Source organism: Klebsiella pasteurii, from assembly GCF_018139045.1.
GTDB classification, from domain to species: Bacteria; Pseudomonadota; Gammaproteobacteria; order Enterobacterales; family Enterobacteriaceae; genus Klebsiella; species Klebsiella grimontii.
Genome location: NZ_CP073236.1, coordinates 4,378,191 through 4,393,861 on the forward strand (window position 1 = coordinate 4,378,191; position 15,671 = coordinate 4,393,861).

Genomic DNA, 15,671 nt, shown 5'->3' on the forward strand with positions numbered 1-15,671 from the left:
CGCGCTATCGCGCCGTCACTATGCATCTTCTATGCCATGTTTTCATTGTGGGTATTGACTGATGATACGTTGTTTTTTTGGGCGAAATGCTGACGAAAAACAGCCTATCGTCAGTTTTGACGTGTCGACGCGAGAGGATGTGACGCGGGTCGGGCAGCCCGGACAGGCGCGCAGCACCGCCCCCGGAGAAGATCGCGGGGCAGCGCGCTTACAGGTATTGCTGGGCTAGTTTAAATACCGGCTTCTCGCCAGCGCCGCCGCGCCCTGGGCGCCGTTAAACGCTGAAGAGGAGGCGGCGATAAAGCGAACGGCCTGATACGGCAGCGGACGGCGAACGTAGGTTTTGACCATCGCGATTAAGGTGTCGCGCGGGAAGGCGGGCATATCCATCACCCCGCCGCCGAGGATCACCGCATCGGGATCGAACAGGTTGATGCTGGTGGCGATGGCGCGAGCGGCGTGGTTTAGCAACGTCTGGACAAACGGCTCCCGCGCAGCGTGGACGAACAGCTCGCCCAGTTCGTACGCTCGAGGTTGCTGTTCATACCAGCGCTTGAGCGCAATGCCGGAGCAAACGGTTTCCAGACAGGCGGGGTTGCCGCAGGCGCAGGTGAGGGCGTCATCGCCCTGCGGAATATGCCCCAGCTCGCCCGCCACGCCGTGCGCGCCGGTCCACGGCCCGCCGTTGAGCCAGACCGCGAAGCCCATGCCGGTGCCGAGATAGGCCGCTAGTACCTCCTGCTCCTGCAGGCCATTCTCCTGCACATCAAAAGAGAGCTGCAGATTCACATCGCGGGAAAACTCCACCGGGCAGCATAGCGCCGCTTCCAGCCGGTCGGCCAGATTATAGAGGTCGTCGGCGGCGAGAGGCAGATTAGGCGTGGAGATAATCGTCCGCTTGTCTTTTGCCACCAGCGCCGGGAACCCCATCACCAGCCCGCAGCAATGGGCGTCGTGCAGGGTCAGCTGCTGCTGCAACAGGTTTTTAATGCCATTGACCAGGCCGTCGGCGCTAATTACATCAGCGGTGCGCCGCTTTTCGCAGTGCAGCGCTTCGCCCTGCGCGGTTTGCAGGCAAAGGCGGATATGGGTCGCGCCCATATCCACGCCCGCGACGACGTTACGCTGTTTTTGCATGAGGCAGTACCTCGTGTTTCGCCGCCAGGATCTGCTCTGCCATGATCTGCCACGCGTCTTCAATCTTATCAGCATGGTTAAAGAGGCCTGAGGTGCCGACGATAAACACGTCCGCGCCCGCCGCCATCAGCTTTTGATAGGTGGCTTTATTGCAGGAACCGTCGATTTCGATCTCGTAGCTCAGCCCCTCGCGCTCGCGCCAGGCTTTCAGTTCGGCGATTTTTTCCAGCATCTCCGGGATAAACGGCTGCCCGGCGAAGCCCGGATCGACGGTCATCACCGTGATTTTGTCGGCTTTATGAATGTAGTACTTCATGGCTTCGACCGGGGTTTCCGGGTTGAGGATCAGCCCGACCTTCATGCCGTGGCGGCGGATCTCTTCGATCAGGCGGAAGGCCTGGCCGTTAATCGTTTCCGGATGCAGGGTGATAAAATCCGCCCCTGCCTGCGCCAGTTGGCTAATGTAGTCCTGCGGGCGGGTGACCATCAGGTGGCAGTCCAGCGGCTTGCTGGCCAGCTTTTTCACCTGGCCGACGAAAAACGGCGACAGGGTCAGGTTCGGTACAAAATGACCGTCCATAATGTCGATGTGGAAATAGTCTGCGTGCTGGTCGATAAACTCGATCTGTTCTTTGAATTTCAGCAGATCCATACACATTAAAGAGGGAGCAATTTTCATTATAAATTCCTTACTTACTGATAAGACGGTCGAGGGCGACAGCCGCGATGATTAACCCGCCCATTACCACCAGCTGGTAGTAGGTTTGTACTTGCAGAATGTTCAGTCCGTTATTGATGGTGCCGATAATCAGGCCGCCGATGACCACCGAGAAGATGCGTCCTTTACCGCCGAAGAAGCTGGTGCCGCCGATGATGGCGCTGGCGATGGCGTAGGTTTCAAAGCCCATCCCCGCCAGCGGTTCCGCCGCGCCGAGACGCGCGGTGGAGACCACGCCCGCCAGCCCGGCGCAAACGCCGGAAATAATGAACACCAGCAGCATGTGGAATTTGACGTCGATACCGGAGTAGAAAGCGGAGTTCTTGTTGCCGCCCAGCGCGTAGATGTTGCGGCCCACGCGCATGCGGGTGGTCAGGAACCAGAGGATCACCGCCACAATCAGCGAGAAAATCACCGGAACCGGTATACCCAGCGGCGTGGCGGCGAAGAAGTTAACGAAATCAAACGAGAAGCCGTATACCGAGTTGGCATCGGAAATCACCAGGGTGATACCGCGAAAGATAGCGTTGGTGCCGAGGGTAATAATGAACGGGTGCAGGCCGGTCCAGTTGACCAGACAGCCGTTGATGGCGCCCAGCGCGCCGCCGACCAGCACGCCGCCAATCAGCGCCGCGAGGAACGGATCGACGCCCGCCAGCATTAACTTAGCGGTGACCATCCCGGAGAGCGCGAGGATCGCCCCTACCGACAGATCGATCCCGGCGACGAGGATCGCGAAGAATTCGCCCATGCCGATCAGGACGGTGACCGAACTTTGGACGAAGATCTGTGTAATGTTGTTGGTCGTCAGGAAGTACTCTGACGATAGGGTGCCGAAGATGGCGACAATAATGGCGAGGATAAAAAAGGTGCCATATTTATCCCAGAACAGCGCGAAGTTAAACGGTTTTTTCTCGTCCATATCGCCTTTCACTCTTGTGGTAGTGCCCATGCCATAATCTCCTCTTCGCTCAAGTCGTCGCGATTGGTCAGGATTTGCGTCAGTCGCCCTTCGCAGAACACGGCAATGCGGTCGCAGACGGCGATAATTTCAGGTAGTTCGGATGACACCATCAGGATGACTTTTCCGTCATCGGCCAGCTGGCGCATCACTTTATAAATTTCGGCTTTCGCACCGACGTCGATACCGCGCGTCGGCTCGTCAAAAATGATCACTTCGGGGCTGCAGCACAGCCATTTGGAAATCAGCACCTTCTGCTGGTTGCCGCCGGAAAGCTCGGTGATGTTCTGATCGACCGAATGGCACTTCAGCGCCAGCAGTTTGCGCTGCTCTTCCGCCGTTTTGCGTTCGTCGCCTTCGCGGAACAGCCCCATGGCCCCTTTGTAGCCGCCACGCTTCAGGCTCTGGCTGACCGCCATGTTCTGAGCGATGGAAAAATTGGGGAAAAAGCCGTTTTCCCGGCGGCTTTCGGTGATGTAGCCCATCCCTTTTTTTAAGGCGTCCAGCGGCGAGCGGGGGGAGATCGCTTTGCCGTTGAGATAAATTTCACCGCCGCTACGCTTATCAACCCCAAACAGGCAGTCCATGAGCTCCGTGCGCCCGGAGCCGACCAGCCCGGCGAAGCCGAGAATTTCGCCGCGATTCACGCTGAACGAGATATCGCGTACCTTTTTCTTGTCATGGCTGGTGACGTTTTTCACTTCGAATACCGTCTCGCGGACGATATTGCCGGTGCTCTCTTTCATGGCGTTAAAGCGGTTTTGCAGCTCGCGGCCGACCATCAGGCGTACGATGTCGTCGTTATTCACTTCGCTGACCATTCCGCTGCAGACGCTGCTGCCGTCTTTCATCACCGTATAGCGGTCGCAGATGCGGCGTATTTCCGCTAGCTTGTGCGAGATATAGACAATGGCGGTGCCCTCTTTACGCAGCTGGTTCATGATCAGGAACAGATAGTCCACCTCTTTATTGGTCAGCGAGGAGGTCGGTTCATCCATGATCAGCACTTTGGCGTCGAGCATCAGCGTTTTGGCGATTTCCAGCATCTGCTTGTGGCTGATGGAGAGATTGGCCACCTTTTCGTCTAAGTCGATCTTCAGCCCGACGCGCAGCAGCATCATCGCCGCCCGCACGCGCATTTCTTTCCAGTCGATCACGTTGACGCCACAGACTTTTTTCGTCAGATGGCGGCCAATATATAAATTCTCCAGCACCGTTAATTCATCAATGACGCTGAGCTCCTGATAAATAATGCCGATGCCGAGCTGGGCCGCTAATTTATGGTCCAGCTTGTCGTAGTTCACGTTATTAATGGTAATGGTGCCTTTGGTCGGTTCATGGATTCCCGACAATACTTTCATCAGCGTTGATTTACCGGCACCATTTTCCCCTAATAACGCATGTATTTCGTGCGGGTAAATAGTTAAATCAACCGATTTTAATGCGTGAACCGGGCCAAAGGATTTGCCGATCCCCGCCATTGAAATATATGGCGTGAGCATAGAAAATTTCCTTCATTACCTCTGCATGAATGCCCCTCTCCCAAAGGAAGAGGGGGGCAGACCTATTTCGTCACCAGAATGGAATCCACCAGCGTAAACTGAGGGGCTTTATCCAGCGGGATCACCTTGCCGCTCTTCTCGGCATCGACCATCAGCTTCAGGCCCGTCGCGCCAATATCTGCCGGGTTCTGCGCGATAGTGGCGGTCATCTGTCCGGCTTCGACCATTTTGCGCGCTTCCGGAATACCGTCGGTACCGACCACCAGCACCTTGCCGGTTTTGCCGGCGTTGGCGACGGCCTGGGCGACGCCCATCGCCATGGTGTCGTTGGCGCAGTAAATCGCTTTAACGTTCGGGTTACGCTGCAGCACGTTCGTGGCGACGTCCAGCGCTTTAATACGGTCCCAGTCGGCGGGCTGGCTGGCCACTAGCTTGATCTGGCTCGCTTTTTTGAAGGCCTCGGTGGCGCCATTGCGGCGAGCTTCACCGGAGGCGTTACCGGCTTTACCTTCGATAATCGCCACTTCGCCGCCTTCCGCACCCAGCTTGTCGATAATAAACTCCGCGCCTTTTGCCCCGACAGCCACGTTATCGGTGGTGACAAAACCTTCAACGTTGCCGCCGGCTTTCTTCAGGTTATCCATATCGATTTTTTCATCGAGGTTGACCAGATAGATGCCTTTTTTCCAGGCTTTGGCCACCGGCATCACCAGGTTTACCGAGGAGAGCGGCGCAAAGGCGATACCTTTGTAGTTTTTGTTGCTCAGGTCTTCAAACAGCTGCAGCTGCGACTGAAAATCCCCTTCAGAAGGAGAAGCAAAAATATCGACGCTCACGCCCAGCGTTTTGGCTTCGTCTTCAATCCCTTTTTTCATATCCACCCAAAACGGATTGGATAAAGTTTTTAAAACCACAGCATAATCGGCGGCGGCAAAGGCGCTGGTGGATAACATTACGCCCATGAGCGTGCCGCTGAAAAGTTTCAGATATTTATTCATGGCAGTATTCTCAGTGTAGGATACAGTTATATTGATCCCACCAACGTGGGATCGGTTTTTTTATTTAAGCGCGCCGGGTGAAAAGAAATTAACAATCGCGCCGGTTTTTCGCATATTTAAATTCGCTTGTTCAATATTCAGCTGGGCAACGGAAACAAAAAACGCATCTAATAATGTGAGTTGTAATATACGCGCTGAGGCGTTACGGCCTAATAAAGGCGTCTCTGGTGCTGGCGAACAAATAATAAAATCAGCTAATTTGGCAATCGGTGAATGATAGCTATGGGTGATACAAATAATTTTTGCGCCATTCTTTTTCGCCAGCTCCACCGCTGATTTGATATCGCTGGTGCGCCCGGAGTGCGAGACCACCAGTACCACATCGCCTTCCTTCAGCAGCGAGGCGGACATCATCATGATATGCGCGTCCGGGTAGGCCTGGCAGCGCACGCCGATGCGTAAAAACTTATGCTGCACGTCCGCGCAGATGGCGTTTGAACCGCCCGCGCCGTACAGGTCGCGCTGGTTGGCCTGGGCGAAAAAGCGCGCCGCGCGATGAATTTCGTCGACGTTCACGATCGACTGGCCTTCCATAATGGTGCGCAGGGTGATGTTGAACACCTTATTCACCACATCCTGCGGCGCTTCATCAAAAGAGAGCTCAGTCGGCAGGACCTGCTCAGACTGCGAAAAATAGGCTTCCAGCGCGCTGCGCAGATTACGAAAACCGCTAAAACCGAGCAGTTTAGAGACCTTAACGATCATGGCCTCTGACACCGACAGCGCCTCTGCGACGTCCTTAATGGCCGGCGCATCGCTCAGATTGCCGGGGGTAAGCAACCATTCGACGATGCGGCTTTCATTTTCGGTCATCCCTTCCTGCTTCATGCGAAGCCAGGGGGCAAGGCCGATACCGTTGGGGAGCGAACTGGATTCTGACTGATTCATCGCTTTCTCATTGTCCATAAAATGAAGAAGTCACTATATCACCACAGGCAAAACAGAAAAGATACTATCAACTTCACAAATTTTATATTTTTATAAAGTATTGTCCATTGTGAAGTTTAAGGGTGGTTGGTTTTTTGTTGAATTATTTATTATTTTTTAATTATCAATGAATTATGTTGTTTTCCCTGTTGGTTTTAATGGGGTGGTAATTTGAGGGGAAAGAACGATGACGCTTGATTTGTGAAATTACAGCGTGTAGAACAGGCCCTGGCTGCGGTGTTTTTGACGCTTATTTGGCCGATAAATGCCGTTTAAATCACAACATAAAGCATTTTCGTAAAGTGACTAACAGGCGAGGCTAGGTATGAAAAGGATTGCAATTGGCTGCGATCATGTTGGGTTTATCCTAAAAGACGATATTGTGTTGCATCTGCGTCAGCGCGGAATGGAGGTGGTGGATAAAGGCGCATGGTCAACGGAACGCACCGATTATCCGCGCTATGCCAGCGCCGTCGCGCAGGCGGTTGCCGCCGGCGAAGTTGACGGCGGGATTCTGATCTGCGGCACCGGCGTCGGCATCTCCATTGCCGCCAATAAGTACCCCGGGATTCGCGCGGTGGTTTGCAGCGAGCCCTACTCGGCTCAGCTATCACGCCAGCATAATGACACCAACGTTCTGGCCTTTGGCGCCAGGGTGATCGGCCTTGAACTGGCGAAAATGATCGTTGATGCCTGGCTGAGCGCCGAATTCGAGGGCGGACGCCATCAGGGGCGGGTGGACGCCATCGGCGCGATTGAACAGCAGCGGATTTGAGATTCCTCCGCTACTCGCCGCGATAGCCCTTGATTAACGTAGAGCCAGCCCCCTGATGAGACTGGCTTTATGAAACGTTACTCTACTACTTTGCTTTTCTGCGCTCTTTCCTTCGCCAGCCAGCTGGCGCACGCTGATATTATTGACGATGCGATCGGCAATATTCAGCAGGCCATTAATGACGCTTATCAACCCAACGGCAACCGTTCCGATGATGAGGATTATGATGATGGGCGCTATCAGGGCAGCCGTCAGCAAAACGCCGATCGCCAGCGGCAGTATGACGATCAACGGCGACAGCTGGAAGATCGTCGCCGCGAACTTGATGAGCGTCAGCGCCAGCTGGACCGGGACCGCCGTCAGTTGGAAAGCGACCAGCGCAGGCTGGATGATGATTATTGATGCGGCGCGACCCGCGGCGGAAGTCGGGGAATTATCAGCCCCATAATCATGCCGGACAGCAGCGCCGAGAGAAGTAACAGCGGGATTAAATAGAAAAACATCGGCATAAAGGCGCCGATTGTGCCGCAGCAGATGGCCGTTATCACAACGGCCGCGATTCCCCCTGTTAATAAACGCCAAAACCAGTGGCGATAAACGTTACCAGACAGAACGGCCATAAAAATACCGGTTAACAATGCGGGCAGAAAGCCGACAATCCAGGTAAGAGATACGATCTCCGGAAGATGCCTGAAGATGCTGAAAAACGAGCTTCCCTTAGGGAAAAAAAGAAGTATCGGCAGCGGTATAAACGGCCCAAAGCCGGCAAACCAGCCGGCATGATGTAGAACTCGTCGTGTTGTGGTCACAGGATTCCCTTCAGATAGTTAAGTCCGCAGGGAAGATAGTGAGGTTAAGTGAAGAGACGATGAAGTTTGGTTAATCCAGCACAATCTCCATGCCGTCAAATCCCGCTTCAAATCCCGCAGGCAGAGAATTTTCCATCATCCATGCATCGAACTGGTGGCTGATATGGGTAAGTATCACCCGCGGGCAGCCGATGACCTCGTTAATAGCTCGCACGGTGTTGAGATCGCAGTGATTGCGTGGGGGCTGCGGGCGCGGCTCGTGGCTGCAGTCGATGATGATAAGCTGCGGTCGGTTGTTAAGCAGGAACTTGAGGGTTTTTTCCGGCAGGGCGGCGGTGTCGGACAGCCAGGCGACCCGGCTATGGGCCGATTCCAGCAGGTAGCCGAAAGTGAGCTTTGAGTGATTCAGCGGCAGCGGCGTAACGCGCAATCCCTGAAGTTCAAACATCACGAACGGCTCAACGGTATGGCTGAAATCAAGCAGGCCCGGATGCCTGAACAGATCATCGCAGCCCTGTTCATCGGGCGGGCCGTAAACCGCAATCGCTTCGCCTACGCCCCAGCGCAGGGGGAACAGGCCCTGCACGTGATCCATATGATAATGGGTGAGCAGAAACTGCTGAAAGCTGCCGGCGGGCCACCGCTCCAGCAGATCCGGCAGCCCGGCATCGAGCAGCGTCACCGCGTTGTTGAACTTCACCGCCGCGCTACAGGGGCGACGGCGATGCGCGTCGTCGGCGCGGGCGCGGCGGCAGGCGCGGCAGGCGCAGCCGAAAACCGGCACCAGCTGCGCGCCGCCGGTGCCGGTCAAGCGGATCGTCAGGCTCATATTTTTTCCTCGTCTCAGGCAATTTGCTGCTCGTGTCGGTTGCCGTGAACGCGAATCAGCGAGACCAGCGCATCCACCGACTGGCTCAGGCGGCCATCGTTATTCAGGGTCAAACATGCGCTCGGCGTATAGCGCGCCGCGCGCTCCAGCCGCTGGGCGATTTCCGTCTCGTTCTCCCTTCCGCGCTGCTCCAGGCGCTGTCGCAGCACCTCCGGCGAGACCTGCAAACAGATGGGCAGTAGGGCGTCGGCATAGCGCGTCTGCGCCTGCGCCAGGTGGGCGCGGGAGCCGTTAGCGACCACGTTAAACCCGGCGTGCAGCCACAGGTCAATCTCGATACCGATGCCATAGTAATTATTGTTAGCGTGCCAGCTAAGGGCAAACAGATGCTGCTCGGCGCGGGTAAAAAACTCATGCTCGCTGAGGGCGATATGGTTTTCACAGCCCGCGTTGTGCGGGCGGGTAATGTAGCGGTGCGCCACCAGCAGCTGGGGATGTTCTCGCTGGCGCAGCGCCGCCAGCAGGCTGTCTTTGCCGGAGCCGGACGGACCGACCAGCCAAATCAGTTTCCCTGTCATCAGAAGACCCTCTTGCCTTGCCGCCAGACGTGGTCAATATGGATATGCTCGCCGTGACGGCGCGCCAGCACCAGGTCCGCCCGCTTACCTTCGGCAATCTCCCCGCGGTCGTGCAGCCCCAGCGCCTGGGCCGGGTTTTTGCTCACCAGACGAATGGCCTGCGCGAGGGTAAAGGCGTTGCCCTCGTCGTCGGCGATGCGAAAAGCGGCATCCAGCAGGCTGGCGGGATAATAGTCGGAGGAGAGAATGTCCAGCAGGCCGCTGGCCGCCAGATGGTGGGCGGCGACGTTCCCCGAGTGCGAACCGCCGCGTACGATATTCGGCGCGCCCATCAGAACGTTCATCCCGTGCTGGCGCGACGCCTGAGCTGCGGCGATCGTGGTGGGAAATTCGGCGATGACGCTGCCAAGCTGGCGCGATTCGAGCACATGTTCGCAGGTGGCGTCATCGTGGCTGGCCAGCGCGATATTTCGCTCGCGACAGATGGCGGCGATGCGCTGCCGGTTAGGCTGAGACCAGGCCGCCGCCAGCGCCATCTGTTCCTCTTCGAATTTGTCCATCTCTTCGTTGGTCAGGTGATATTTGCCCTGATAATAGTCGCGGTATTTGCTGCGGTCGGCATACTGGCGCTGGCCAGGGGAGTGATCCATCAGGGAGACCATGCTCACCGGCTCGCGGCCAACCAGCTTCTCAAACAGCGGCAGGGTGGTGTGATGCGGCAGTTCGCAGCGAAGATGCAGCCGATGCTCAGCGCGGTTGAGGCCGCGCTTCTGCGTCTCTTCCACGGCGTTGATCATTTTTTCGAGATTTTCCAGGCGATCGCCGCCGTCGCGCACATCGCCAATAGCCACGGCATCCAGCACGGTGGTGATGCCGCTGGCGACCATCAGCGCGTCGTGGCTGCTCATCGCCGAGTGGGCGGGCCAGTTCACTTTCGGTCGCGGGGTGAAAAACTTGTCCAGGTTGTCGGTATGCAGCTCGATAAGCCCCGGCAGAAGCCAGCCGCCCTCTCCATCGATGGCCTCCGCCAGTCGGCTCTGGCTTTCGGCAAAGGCCGAAATTCTGCCGTCCTGGACTTCCAGCGAACCGTTAACCACCTCGTCTTCGAGGACCAGCTTTACGTTATTAATAATCATGCTGAAATCCCCATCGGGTGCAGACGGTCGGCGACCTGGTTGCGTGTGGCCTCGTCGTGGAAAATACCGACGATCGCCGCGCCGCGGGCTTTAGCTTCGAGAATCAACGCCACCACCGCGGCGCTGTTATTAGCGTCCAGCGAGGCGGTGGGTTCGTCGAGAAGCAAAATCGGGTAGTCGACCGCGAAGCCGCGGGCGATGTTAACCCGCTGCTGTTCACCGCCGGAAAAGGTTGAGGGGGCGAGGTGCCACAGGCGTTCGGGGACGTTCAGGCGCGTCAGCAGGCGGGCGGCTTTCGCGGCACTCTCTTCGCGCGGGGCGCCCAGTTCGAGCAGCGGTTGCATCACCACGTCGAGGGCGGAGATACGCGGGATCACCCGTAGAAACTGACTAACCCAGCCGATAGTGGTTTTGCGCACTTCCAGCACTTTGCGCGGCGTTGCGGTAACCAGGTCGACCCATTCGTCGCCGTGGCGAATATGAATGTGGCCGCTATCGGGGAGATAGTTGGCGTACAGCGAGCGCAGCAGGGTCGATTTGCCGCTGCCGGAGTGGCCGTGCAGCACCACGCATTCGCCGGCATTCACGGTCAGCGAGGCGTCGGCGAGGACCGGCAGACGCGCGCCGTGCTGCTGGTGCAGAACAAAGGTTTTATGAATATTTTCAACGCGGATGGCGTTCATTTTTAGCCTCATCGTGCCTGAATTTCCCCGGATCGCGGCGTAAACGCCTTATCCGGGCTACCTGATGCATTAATTCACGAAGCGCCACCAGGGAGTGGACATACGCTCAGTCCTGCAATACCGACGACACCAGCAGCTGGGTGTAGGGGTGATGGGGATCGTCGAGCACCCGGTCGGTTAAGCCGCTTTCCACTACCTGACCCTGCTTCATCACCAGCAGACGGTTAGCCAGCAGGCGGGCAACGCCGAGGTCGTGGGTCACAATCACCACCGCCAGGTTCAGCTCCACCACCAGGCCGCGCAGCAGATCGAGCAGGCGCGCCTGCACCGACACGTCCAGCCCGCCGGTGGGTTCATCCATAAACACCAGCTTCGGCTGGGTCACCAGATTGCGGGCGATTTGTAGACGCTGCTGCATACCGCCGGAAAAGGTGGTGGGCAGGTCGTCAATGCGCGAAGGCGGGATCTCCACCTCCTGCAACCACCTTTCGGCGGTCGCGCGAATATTGCCGTAGTGGCGGGCCCCGGTGGCCATCAGGCGCTCGCCGATATTCCCCCCAGCCGACACCTGACGGCGCAGGCCGTCCATCGGATGCTGATGTACCACGCCCCATTCGGTGCGCAGCAGGCGGCGGCGATCCGCTTCGCTCATCGCGTACAGCGAACGGTTCTGATAGCGCACGTCGCCCTGTTGCGGCGTCAGGCGGGCGGAAAGCGCCTGTAGCAGGGTGGTTTTCCCGGAGCCGGACTCGCCGACGATACCCAGCACTTCTCCCGGCCACAGCTCAAACGACACGTCGCTGAAGCCTTTGCCTGGCGCGTAGAGGTGGGTCAGATTATTGACCGCCAGTAACGGATGACTCATTTTTCCTGCTCCTCGCTCTGCTGGCGGCAATAATCGGTATCTGAACAAACAAACATCCTTTTGCCGCTGTCGTCGAGCACCACTTCATCAAGATAGCTATGGCGAGATCCGCAGATGGCGCAGGGTTCATCCCATTCCTGAACGGTAAACGGATGATCGTCGAAATCGAGGCTCTCAACCGGGGTATACGGCGGTACCGCGTAGATGCGTTTTTCGCGTCCGGCGCCGAACAGCTGAAGTGCGGGCATCATATGCATCTTCGGGTTATCGAATTTCGGAATCGGCGACGGGTCCATCACGTAGCGGCCGTTGACCTTCACCGGATAGGCGTAGGTGGTGGCGATATGGCCGAAGCGGGCGATATCTTCGTACAGCTTCACCTGCATCACGCCGTACTCCTCCAGCGCGTGCATGGTGCGGGTTTCGGTTTCTCGCGGTTCAATAAAGCGCAGCGGCTCTGGGATCGGCACCTGGAAGATCAGGATCTGATCTTCGGTCAGCGGCGTTTCCGGGATCCGGTGGCGGGTCTGGATCAGCGTCGCGTCTTCGGTGCGTTCGGTGGTCGCGACGCCGGTGACGCGTTGGAAAAACTGGCGAATCGACACCGCGTTGGTGGTGTCGTCGGCGCCCTGGTCAATCACCTTCAGCACGTCATTTTCGCCGATGACGCTGGCGGTAAGCTGGATACCGCCGGTGCCCCAGCCGTAAGGCATCGGCATCTCGCGACCGCCGAAGGGCACCTGGTAGCCAGGGATGGCCACCGCTTTCAGGATGGCGCGGCGGATCATGCGTTTGGTTTGCTCGTCAAGATAAGCAAAGTTGTAGCCGGTCAATGCGTTAGCCACGTTGATTCTCCCGTTGCAGGCGTTTAAGCAGCGCCAGTTCGGCCTGGAAATCGACATAGTGGGGAAGTTTAAGGTGTGAAACGAAACCGGCCGCCTCGACGTTATCGGCATGGGCCAGCACAAACTCTTCGTCCTGAGCGGGGCCCGCTAGCTCTTCGCCGTACTCCGGCGCCTGGAGCGCACGGTCCACCAGCGCCATCGCCATCGCTTTACGCTCGCTCATGCCGAACGTCAGGCCGTAGCCGCGGGTAAAGTGCGGCGGTTCATCCTCAGGGGCGACAAAGCCGTTAACCATTTCGCATTCGGTCATCAGCAGTTCACCGATATTGACGGTGAATCCCAGCTCTTCGGGAGCGATCTCCACCGCGACGTAGCCGCTGCGAATTTCACCGGCAAACGGGTGGTTGCGCCCGTAGCCGCGCTGGGTGGAGTAGGCCAGCGCCAGCAGGTAACCCTCGTCGCCGCGCGCCAGCTGCTGCAGGCGCGAAGAGCGCGAGCAGGGATAGACCGGCGGATGGCGGGTGATATCGTCGGGCTGCGCGTCGGTATCTCGTTCGGCTTTCGCCAGTTCTTGCTGAACCAGCAGATTAAAAACGTGCGGCGCGGCTTCCTGCGGCGCGCTATCGGTCGCCAGCGGCGGGGTTTCGCCGTTGGCCAGCAGGGTAAAATCGAGCAGGCGGTGGCTGTAATCGTAGGTTGGGCCGAGCAGCTGGCCGCCGGGAATATCTTTATAGACCGCCGAAATACGGCGCTCAAGGCGCATACCGGCGGTGTCGACGGGCTCGCTGACCGCCAGCCTTTGCAGCGTGGTACGGTAAGCGCGCAGCAGAAAAATCGCTTCAACGCTATCACCGCTGGCCTGCTTAAGCGCCAGCGCCGCCAGTTCCCGGTCGGCGATACCGCCTTCGGTCATTACCCGGTCCACCGCCAGATTAAGCTGCTGGCTAATCTGGTCAACGCTGATTTCAGGAAGCCGTCCATCGCCTCGGCGTTTCTGTTCCTGTAGGGCGTGAGCGGCGACGATCGCCTTCTCGCCGCCTTTGACGGCTACGTACATTAGCAGACCTCGACATGGGTAGTGCGCGGGATAGCCAGCAGGCGTTCACCGCAGGTGAGGATCAGATCGATGCCCAGCGGGAACGGATGCGGGCGCTCGGTCAATTCTTCAATAATGCATTCCGGCAGCTGCGGGGCGATCATCCGCTCTTCGGCGATCCCCGCGCCGGTCAGCCGCAGCATCCGGCCGCCGCTCAGGCTAGCAAGCTGGACCACCAGCGTGACGCCGGTTTCAGGGGCGACGACGGTTCCGGCGGAAAGCACGTTCAACTGCTCGGCGCTGATGGTGTCACTGGCGACGGCGAAGATCGCCTGCTGCGGCTGCTCAACCAGCGGCGCGCCGGTATGAAAGCGCAGATTCTGGCCGACGAGATCGTTATGCAGCCCCGGAGCCAGCCAGACCGGCGTCTCGTGATCCACCAGCGTCAGCAACAGGCTGGTAGAGGCGACGTTCAGCGGCTGCCAGCCGTGCTGAAGCTGTTGCAGGGAGACAATCACTCCCGGCTCGCTCATCGCCTTCAGCAGGCGGCGGAAACTGTGCTGGGCATCTTGCACAGCCAGGGTAAAGGCGGGTTGTAGTGTCATGCGTTATCTCCGCGAACCAGAGTAAAGAAGTCGACCCGGCTGGCGTTGACTTCGGCGCGTCGGGCTTCAATGCGCGCGCTACGTTGTTCTTCCAGCGGGGTTATCAGGGTTTCCATCAGGGTGTGAAAATGGTGTGGCGACTGCATCAGGGCATCGATAGCCGCGCAGCGTTCAGCGTGCGGGCGGTCGCGGCCCAAAATCCAGCTATAGCCGAGCGTTCCGTCGGCCAGGCGAATGGCGGCGCGGGTTAAGGTGGCGTCTCCGGCAAAGAATCGGTCGCCGATGCCGCCCATACGCGCCTGCAGCTGAACCAGTCCGGTTTCCGGGGCGCGAATCAGCTCATACTGCGGCGCGAGCTGCAGGGTCTGCATCCGTGCCGCCAGTTCTTGTGGTTCACTGTGGGCCAGCACGGACATCCAGCGCTGGCGGGTAGCGGTATCAAAGTGCATTCAGTGCTCCATGGTGAATTCAATCATGTCGGCGCGGGTCAGGCTGACGGAGTACTCCGTCGCGTTCTGCTCGTCCTGGCGATGATTCAGGGTGCGCACGCACAGCAGCGGCGCCATGTTGGGAATGCCGAGAATGTTGCTCTCTTTGGCCTGCGCGCGGCGGGCGCTGATTTTGGTGCGTACGCGGGTCAGTTCGATATCAAGCCGGTCGCGCAGCAGGTCATGGAGAGAGCCGTGGGTAAAGGTTTGCAGAACCGGCCACAGTCGCAGGTCGGTAAAGTAGTGGTCTATCAGGCACAGCGCGACGCCGTTAACGCGGCGCAGGGTGCGCAGGTGGATGACGTTATCGCCTTCATTAATGGCAAACGCCTCAGCAACGTGGCTACTGGCCGGGCGTAACACCGACAGCAACTTCTCGCTGGTCGGATGGCTACCCTGTTCGAGAAGATTCTGGCTAAAGCGGGCCTGAGCATTGAGTGGATAATCTATCGGACGCATCAGAACCAGCACGCCGACGCCCTGGCGGCGCTGGACCCAGCCGCGTTCGACGAGCTGATCGATGGCCCGGCGCAGGGTATGGCGGTTAACTTCAAAGCGGGTTGCCAGCTGCTGCTCGGCGGGAAGATAGTCGCCGCAGCGGTAGTGATGGCGAAGCTCTTGCTCAAGTTTGGCGGCAATTTCCTGATATCGTGTCGGGTAACTGGTCGGATGTCTGGATAAGTACATGTCAATCGAACCTCACTATAGACATGAAGGAG

At 58.1% G+C, this 15,671-nt stretch carries 20 protein-coding genes; 3 read left to right on the forward strand and 17 right to left on the reverse strand.

The window, feature by feature from the left end; translation table 11 throughout:
• The first annotated feature begins 61 nt into the window (after window positions 1-61).
• Window positions 62-229 carry a hypothetical protein gene (locus tag KCG39_RS20540; RefSeq protein ID WP_157262004.1) on the forward strand — a complete coding sequence of 56 codons (168 nt, stop codon included), beginning with the start codon at window positions 62-64 and terminating at the stop codon, window positions 227-229.
• On the opposite strand, the gene alsK is transcribed toward KCG39_RS20540, so the two are convergent.
• From alsK to KCG39_RS20570, 6 genes are all read right to left on the reverse strand, one after another.
• Window positions 226-1,137 (reverse strand): allose kinase, encoded by a 912-nt coding sequence (alsK, locus tag KCG39_RS20545; RefSeq protein WP_004127881.1) that lies wholly within the window; start codon window positions 1,135-1,137, stop codon window positions 226-228. The genes KCG39_RS20540 and alsK overlap by 4 nt on opposite strands.
• A complete protein-coding gene (gene alsE / locus KCG39_RS20550) occupies window positions 1,121-1,816 on the reverse strand; it encodes a D-allulose 6-phosphate 3-epimerase (protein ID WP_004127884.1) in 696 nt (231 codons plus the stop codon). Before alsE ends, alsK begins: the two co-directional genes overlap by 17 nt.
• Before the next feature lie 10 nt (window positions 1,817-1,826).
• Entirely contained in the window at window positions 1,827-2,807 is a 981-nt protein-coding gene (alsC, locus tag KCG39_RS20555; protein ID WP_004127887.1) for a D-allose ABC transporter permease, read from the reverse strand.
• Window positions 2,786-4,318 carry a D-allose ABC transporter ATP-binding protein AlsA gene (gene alsA, locus KCG39_RS20560; RefSeq protein WP_004127889.1) on the reverse strand — a complete coding sequence of 511 codons (1,533 nt, stop codon included), beginning with the start codon at window positions 4,316-4,318 and terminating at the stop codon, window positions 2,786-2,788. The genes alsC and alsA overlap by 22 nt, the downstream gene beginning before the upstream one ends.
• 62 nt (window positions 4,319-4,380) lie before the next feature.
• Window positions 4,381-5,316 carry a D-allose transporter substrate-binding protein gene (alsB, locus tag KCG39_RS20565; RefSeq protein WP_004127900.1) on the reverse strand — a complete coding sequence of 312 codons (936 nt, stop codon included), beginning with the start codon at window positions 5,314-5,316 and terminating at the stop codon, window positions 4,381-4,383.
• Window positions 5,317-5,376: 60 nt separating this feature from the next.
• Complete coding sequence (locus KCG39_RS20570) at window positions 5,377-6,264, reverse strand: MurR/RpiR family transcriptional regulator (RefSeq protein ID WP_004127904.1); 888 nt, start codon at window positions 6,262-6,264, stop codon at window positions 5,377-5,379.
• A 364-nt stretch (window positions 6,265-6,628) separates the two neighbouring features.
• On the opposite strand from KCG39_RS20570, the gene rpiB reads away from it, so the two are divergent.
• Window positions 6,629-7,078, forward strand: coding sequence for a bifunctional allose-6-phosphate isomerase/ribose-5-phosphate isomerase RpiB (gene rpiB, locus KCG39_RS20575; RefSeq protein WP_004127907.1), 450 nt, complete (start codon window positions 6,629-6,631; stop codon window positions 7,076-7,078).
• A 69-nt stretch (window positions 7,079-7,147) separates the two neighbouring features.
• A complete protein-coding gene (gene yjdP / locus KCG39_RS20580; protein ID WP_004127911.1) occupies window positions 7,148-7,480 on the forward strand; it encodes a DDRRRQL repeat protein YjdP in 333 nt (110 codons plus the stop codon).
• Here the strand turns inward: yjdP and cbrB are convergent.
• From cbrB to phnF, 11 genes are all read right to left on the reverse strand, one after another.
• Window positions 7,474-7,887: an inner membrane protein CbrB gene (gene cbrB, locus KCG39_RS28160; RefSeq protein ID WP_004127914.1), complete on the reverse strand. Its 414-nt coding sequence runs from the start codon at window positions 7,885-7,887 to the stop codon at window positions 7,474-7,476. The genes yjdP and cbrB overlap by 7 nt on opposite strands.
• Window positions 7,888-7,957: 70 nt before the next feature.
• Window positions 7,958-8,716 carry a phosphonate metabolism protein PhnP gene (gene phnP, locus KCG39_RS20590; RefSeq protein WP_004127918.1) on the reverse strand — a complete coding sequence of 253 codons (759 nt, stop codon included), beginning with the start codon at window positions 8,714-8,716 and terminating at the stop codon, window positions 7,958-7,960.
• Window positions 8,717-8,730: 14 nt separating this feature from the next.
• Entirely contained in the window at window positions 8,731-9,294 is a 564-nt protein-coding gene (phnN, locus tag KCG39_RS20595; RefSeq protein WP_004127921.1) for a ribose 1,5-bisphosphokinase, read from the reverse strand.
• Window positions 9,294-10,430: an alpha-D-ribose 1-methylphosphonate 5-triphosphate diphosphatase gene (gene phnM / locus KCG39_RS20600; RefSeq protein ID WP_049114411.1), complete on the reverse strand. Its 1,137-nt coding sequence runs from the start codon at window positions 10,428-10,430 to the stop codon at window positions 9,294-9,296. Before phnM ends, phnN begins: the two co-directional genes overlap by 1 nt.
• Window positions 10,427-11,113: a phosphonate C-P lyase system protein PhnL gene (gene phnL / locus KCG39_RS20605; RefSeq protein ID WP_049114409.1), complete on the reverse strand. Its 687-nt coding sequence runs from the start codon at window positions 11,111-11,113 to the stop codon at window positions 10,427-10,429. Before phnL ends, phnM begins: the two co-directional genes overlap by 4 nt.
• 106 nt (window positions 11,114-11,219) lie before the next feature.
• A complete protein-coding gene (phnK, locus tag KCG39_RS20610; protein WP_211811451.1) occupies window positions 11,220-11,978 on the reverse strand; it encodes a phosphonate C-P lyase system protein PhnK in 759 nt (252 codons plus the stop codon).
• Window positions 11,975-12,823 (reverse strand): alpha-D-ribose 1-methylphosphonate 5-phosphate C-P-lyase PhnJ, encoded by an 849-nt coding sequence (locus KCG39_RS20615; RefSeq protein ID WP_004127934.1) that lies wholly within the window; start codon window positions 12,821-12,823, stop codon window positions 11,975-11,977. Before KCG39_RS20615 ends, phnK begins: the two co-directional genes overlap by 4 nt.
• Window positions 12,816-13,880, reverse strand: coding sequence for a carbon-phosphorus lyase complex subunit (locus KCG39_RS20620; RefSeq protein ID WP_004127936.1), 1,065 nt, complete (start codon window positions 13,878-13,880; stop codon window positions 12,816-12,818). The genes KCG39_RS20615 and KCG39_RS20620 overlap by 8 nt, the downstream gene beginning before the upstream one ends.
• Window positions 13,880-14,464 carry a phosphonate C-P lyase system protein PhnH gene (gene phnH / locus KCG39_RS20625; RefSeq protein ID WP_004127938.1) on the reverse strand — a complete coding sequence of 195 codons (585 nt, stop codon included), beginning with the start codon at window positions 14,462-14,464 and terminating at the stop codon, window positions 13,880-13,882. Before phnH ends, KCG39_RS20620 begins: the two co-directional genes overlap by 1 nt.
• On the reverse strand, window positions 14,461-14,913 hold the full coding sequence (gene phnG, locus KCG39_RS20630) for a phosphonate C-P lyase system protein PhnG (RefSeq protein WP_004097867.1): 453 nt from the start codon (window positions 14,911-14,913) through the stop codon (window positions 14,461-14,463). The genes phnH and phnG overlap by 4 nt, the downstream gene beginning before the upstream one ends.
• Entirely contained in the window at window positions 14,914-15,639 is a 726-nt protein-coding gene (phnF, locus tag KCG39_RS20635; protein WP_049114407.1) for a phosphonate metabolism transcriptional regulator PhnF, read from the reverse strand.
• Between the last annotated feature and the right edge of the window lie 32 nt (window positions 15,640-15,671).

Coding starts and splice junctions, on each gene's coding strand:
- KCG39_RS20540 (WP_157262004.1), top strand. CDS start 62: ATGATACGTTGTTTTTTTGGGCGAAATGCTGACGAAAAACAGCCTATC.
- alsK (WP_004127881.1), bottom strand. CDS start 1,137: ATGCAAAAACAGCGTAACGTCGTCGCGGGCGTGGATATGGGCGCGACC.
- alsE (WP_004127884.1), bottom strand. CDS start 1,816: ATGAAAATTGCTCCCTCTTTAATGTGTATGGATCTGCTGAAATTCAAA.
- alsC (WP_004127887.1), bottom strand. CDS start 2,807: ATGGGCACTACCACAAGAGTGAAAGGCGATATGGACGAGAAAAAACCG.
- alsA (WP_004127889.1), bottom strand. CDS start 4,318: ATGCTCACGCCATATATTTCAATGGCGGGGATCGGCAAATCCTTTGGC.
- alsB (WP_004127900.1), bottom strand. CDS start 5,316: ATGAATAAATATCTGAAACTTTTCAGCGGCACGCTCATGGGCGTAATG.
- KCG39_RS20570 (WP_004127904.1), bottom strand. CDS start 6,264: ATGAATCAGTCAGAATCCAGTTCGCTCCCCAACGGTATCGGCCTTGCC.
- rpiB (WP_004127907.1), top strand. CDS start 6,629: ATGAAAAGGATTGCAATTGGCTGCGATCATGTTGGGTTTATCCTAAAA.
- yjdP (WP_004127911.1), top strand. CDS start 7,148: ATGAAACGTTACTCTACTACTTTGCTTTTCTGCGCTCTTTCCTTCGCC.
- phnP (WP_004127918.1), bottom strand. CDS start 8,716: ATGAGCCTGACGATCCGCTTGACCGGCACCGGCGGCGCGCAGCTGGTG.
- phnN (WP_004127921.1), bottom strand. CDS start 9,294: ATGACAGGGAAACTGATTTGGCTGGTCGGTCCGTCCGGCTCCGGCAAA.
- phnM (WP_049114411.1), bottom strand. CDS start 10,430: ATGATTATTAATAACGTAAAGCTGGTCCTCGAAGACGAGGTGGTTAAC.
- phnL (WP_049114409.1), bottom strand. CDS start 11,113: ATGAACGCCATCCGCGTTGAAAATATTCATAAAACCTTTGTTCTGCAC.
- phnK (WP_211811451.1), bottom strand. CDS start 11,978: ATGAGTCATCCGTTACTGGCGGTCAATAATCTGACCCACCTCTACGCG.
- KCG39_RS20620 (WP_004127936.1), bottom strand. CDS start 13,880: ATGTACGTAGCCGTCAAAGGCGGCGAGAAGGCGATCGTCGCCGCTCAC.
- phnH (WP_004127938.1), bottom strand. CDS start 14,464: ATGACACTACAACCCGCCTTTACCCTGGCTGTGCAAGATGCCCAGCAC.
- phnG (WP_004097867.1), bottom strand. CDS start 14,913: ATGCACTTTGATACCGCTACCCGCCAGCGCTGGATGTCCGTGCTGGCC.
- phnF (WP_049114407.1), bottom strand. CDS start 15,639: ATGTACTTATCCAGACATCCGACCAGTTACCCGACACGATATCAGGAA.